Source organism: Mycobacterium sp., from assembly GCF_039583805.1.
GTDB lineage: Bacteria > Actinomycetota > Actinomycetes > Mycobacteriales > Mycobacteriaceae > Mycobacterium.
On record NZ_JAVKSH010000175.1, the window covers coordinates 1 to 4,001 of the forward strand.

Below are 4,001 nucleotides of genomic sequence, written 5' to 3' on the forward strand. Positions count from 1 at the left end.
TCAAACCGACCGCCTCCTTCGTCTCGCAGGCCCCGTGGTCGTGACGTCGGCGTCCGACTGATTGTTCTGACAATTACCAGTTAAATAAACTCTAGACGACGGCGGGTCCGCCGGCTACTGCCGGTGTTCACCCGTGCCGCCTGCCGGCGCGGATCCCGCTATTCGGGACTTCCGGCCCTACTGTCGACGCGATCGGGCGGCGGATCCTCAAGGGTGCAACCGGCAATCTGGGTGCAACCGGCAATCTGGGTGCAACCGGCAATCTGGGTGCAGCCGGCAATCCGTTGGAGGGCAACGACCGTGCAGCACTTGACGACTCTCGACGCGTGCTTCTTGCACGCCGAGGACTCCGACCGCAACGTCAGTCTCGCGATCGGCGGTGTGGTGGTGCTCGACGGGCCGATGCCCGACCACGATTCGCTGATGCCGACGCTGGCCGCCCGGATCGGCGGCTGCCCGCGGTTGGCGCAGCGGCTGCGCCGGCGCCCGCTCGACCTGGGCGCCCCCGAGTGGGTCGATGACGACAGTTTCGACATCGCCCACCACCTGCGGCGCGTCGCGCTGCCCCGGCCCGGCGAAGACCGGGAGCTATACCAGTTGGTTGCCGACGTGATGGCGTTGCGGCTGGACCGCAGCCGCCCACTCTGGGAGATCTGGGTCATCGAGGGCCTACCCGGCGACCGGTGGGCGATGCTGATGAAAGTCCACCACTGCATCGCCGACGGCATCGCCACCGCCCACATGCTCGCCGGGCTGTCCGACCGCGTCGTCGGTGACAGCTTCGCCGGCGACATCCGGGCCGCGCACGCCCACCGGTCGCGGCCCGGCCCGGCGAGGCCGACGCCGGGCACTGTCGACCCGATGGCCTGGGTGAGCGGTCTGTTCGGTGCACCGGCGGCCGTGGTGAAGGCGGCGCTGACGGCGGCGCGTGGCACCGCCGAGCTGACCGCCGGCCTGCTGCGGCCGGCGGGGTCGCCGCTGAACGGGCCGATCGGCAGCCTGCGCCGCTACAGCGCGGCGCGGGTGTCGCTTGCCGATGTCCGGCAGGTGTGCGACGCATTCGACGTCACGATCAACGACGTCGCCCTGGCCGCGATCACCGAAAGCTATCGCGCGCTGCTGACCCGCCGGGGCGAGAAACCGGCGCCGGAGTCGCTGCGCACCCTGGTCCCGGTGTCGATGCGCTCCACCGACGCCTTCGCGACGACCGACAACCGGGTGTCGGTGATGCTGCCCTATCTGCCCGTCGAGGAGAAGAACCCCGTCGCGCGGTTGCGGGCGGTGCACGCCCGGCTTTCCCGGACTAAGGTCACCGGGCAACGCCAGGCCGTCAGCAGCCTGTTCTCGATGAGCAGCATGATCCCGTTCCCCCTGGCGGCCGCGACGGTGCGGCTGTTGACCCGGCTGCCGCAGCGCGGCGTGGTGACTTTGACGACGAACGTCCCGGGCCCGCGTGAGCCGCTGACGATCATGGGCTGCCCGGTGACCGGGGTGATGCCGATTCCGCCGATCGCGATGCAACTGCGGACCGGGGTGGCGATGCTCAGCTACGGCGACGATTTGTACTTCGGTATCCTCGCCGACTTCGACGCCGTGCCCGACATCGACGAGCTGGCCCGCGGGGTGCCCGTCGCGGTGGCCAGGCTGGTGGCCCGCAGCACGAGACGCCAGCCCGCGCGTGAGCGCCGCGGTCCGAGTCTGGTGACCGCCTGAGGCGACCGGACCCAGCGAGGCCGGTCCGCGACCCCACCCGCGGGGCAGCGGCGGTCAGGCGCCGCGCAGATCGGCGGTGAACGCCCGGGTCTCTTCCCACGTAGGCAGCAGGCCCGCCGCACCGACCTCCGCCAGTGTCGGCGCCACTGCGTCGCGCTCGGACAGAATCGGTCCGCCGTGTTCGTGCGGCCATGCTATCGCCAGCGCGGGGTCGGTGGCGCGAATCGTATGTTCTCGCTGCGGGCTGTATTCCGACGAACACAAGTACATCACTGTCGAATTGTCTTGCAGCGCATAGAAACCATGTGCAAGACCCTCCGATATGTAGACCGATCGGTGCTCTCGGTCGTCGAGCAGCACCGAGACCCATTGCCCGAAAGTCGGCGAGCCCAAGCGGATGTCGGCCACGACGTCGAAAACCGAACCGGACAGGCACGTCACGTACTTGGCCTGGCTCGGTGGCAGCTCCGCGAAGTGCAAGCCGCGCAGCACACCGGCGGACGACACCGAGCAGTTGGCCTGCCGGACATCCAGACGGTGGCCGGCGAACGCGGTGAACTCGCGGTCGGTGAGCCACTCGAAGAACAGGCCGCGTGGATCGGAGTTCAGCCGTGGCGTGATCTCCCACGCACCGGCGATGTCGAGCTCGCGGGCGGTCACTGGCCGCGCTCCTCGTAGCGGGCCTCCACGGCGTCTTTCAGCGGACCCCACCACGATTCGTTGGCGCGATACCACTCGATGGTCGCCCGCAGGCCTTCTTCGAAATCGGTATGTTTTGGCGCCCAACATAATTCGCTGTACAGCATGGATGGGTCGATGGCGTAGCGCAGGTCGTGGCCGGCGCGGTCGGGAACGCGGTCGAAGTCGTCGGGGTCGCGGCCCATCATCGCCAGCAGCGTGCGCAGAACGCAGAGGTTGTCGCGCTCGCCCTCGGCGCCGATCAAGTAGGTGCGGCCGTGCCGGCCCTGCTCGAGGATCCGCCGGACCGCGTCGTTGTGATCGTCGACGTGGATCCAGTCACGCACATTCTTGCCGGCGCCGTACAACTTCGGCCGCCGCCCGGTGAGCACGTTGGTGATCTGGCGGGGGATGAACTTCTCCACATGCTGATACGGACCGTAGTTGTTGGAACAGTTCGAGATCGTCGCGCGCACACCGTAAGACCGCACCCAGGACCGAACCAGCACGTCGGCGGCGGCTTTGGTCGACGAGTACGGACTCGACGGGTTGTAGGGGGTGGACTCGGTGAACCGCTGCGGGTCGTCGAGCGCGAGGTCGCCGTAGACCTCGTCGGTGGAGACATGGTGCAGCCGCACGCCGTGCCGCCGGACGGCCTCCAGGACGGTGAACGTGCCGATCACGTTGGCGCGCAGGAACGGGGCCGGGTCGGCCAGTGCGTTGTCGACGTGGGTTTCCGCCGCGAAGTGCACCACCGCATCAGACTCGGCGACCAGCGCCGAGACCAGGTCGGCGTCGGTCACGTCGCCCTCGACCAGCCTGATGTCGTGTTCGACCGGCCCCAGGGATTCACGGCTGCCGGCGTAGGTGAAGGCGTCGAGCACCGTCACCTTATCGTCGGGATGTTCTCGCACGGCGGTGTGCACGAAGTTCGCGCCGATGAAGCCGGCGCCGCCGGTGACCAGCAGCCGCATGGTCACACCCTAGAGCGTGCCGGGTGCTCAGCTCGCGGGGGTGAGTCCCAGTGGATGCGCCAATGTGCTCAGCGCGCTCACCAGTTCCTCCTCGTTCGAACCGCCCAGCACCTGGATTGCCACGTGATCGGCGCCGGCTTGCAGATGCTGGTCCAGGTGCGCGGCGATCTGATCCGGGGTGCCGTAGGCCACGACGGCGTCGGTGCTGAGCAACACCTTGTGTTCGGGTGCCAAAAACACCGTGTCGCCCACCAGTTGGCGGGCCTGGGCGGTGTGCTCCGGTGTGGTCAGGTACGGATGAGCGCTGGCGCTGCGCCGCGCCGCGAGCTTCAGCATCCGCGGGCCGAGCGCGGCCAGCACCAGGCGATGGGCGGGCACCAGGTAGTCGTCGAGCCGGTCGAGATAGGCCCCCATCGCGTCGTAGGGCTCCCGGCCCAGGCCGACGCCCAGCAGAAAGCGGCCCGGGAGGCGCCGTCGATGCGATGGAACGACCCGGCGACCGGTTCGGCCGCGGCCGTCCCGATGTTGACGATCCCGGTCGCCACCTGCAGCGTGGTCGTCTGCGCGAGGATGGGCTCCACCCAGTCCAGTTCGGCCGCGGCGAGCCGCCCACCCAGACCGCGCCGTAGCCGAGGG

3 protein-coding genes and 1 pseudogene are annotated in these 4,001 nt (G+C 69.0%); 1 reads left to right on the forward strand and 3 read right to left on the reverse strand.

The genetic code is table 11. The features are described 5' to 3' along the window. Window positions 1–300 precede the first annotated feature (300 nt). Window positions 301–1,713, forward strand: coding sequence for a wax ester/triacylglycerol synthase family O-acyltransferase (locus tag ABDW21_RS16500; RefSeq protein WP_343603138.1), 1,413 nt, complete (start codon window positions 301–303; stop codon window positions 1,711–1,713). 54 nt (window positions 1,714–1,767) lie between these two features. Here ABDW21_RS16500 and rfbC read toward each other — a convergent pair whose 3' ends face one another. From rfbC to ABDW21_RS16515, 3 genes and pseudogenes are all read right to left on the reverse strand, one after another. After that, on the reverse strand, window positions 1,768–2,373 hold the full coding sequence (rfbC, locus tag ABDW21_RS16505; protein WP_343603140.1) for a dTDP-4-dehydrorhamnose 3,5-epimerase: 606 nt from the start codon (window positions 2,371–2,373) through the stop codon (window positions 1,768–1,770). Beyond that, window positions 2,370–3,365: a dTDP-glucose 4,6-dehydratase gene (gene rfbB, locus ABDW21_RS16510; protein WP_343603142.1), complete on the reverse strand. Its 996-nt coding sequence runs from the start codon at window positions 3,363–3,365 to the stop codon at window positions 2,370–2,372. Before rfbB ends, rfbC begins: the two co-directional genes overlap by 4 nt. Window positions 3,366–3,392: 27 nt before the next feature. Next, window positions 3,393–4,001: pseudogene (locus ABDW21_RS16515) on the reverse strand (LLM class F420-dependent oxidoreductase); the annotation flags it as partial.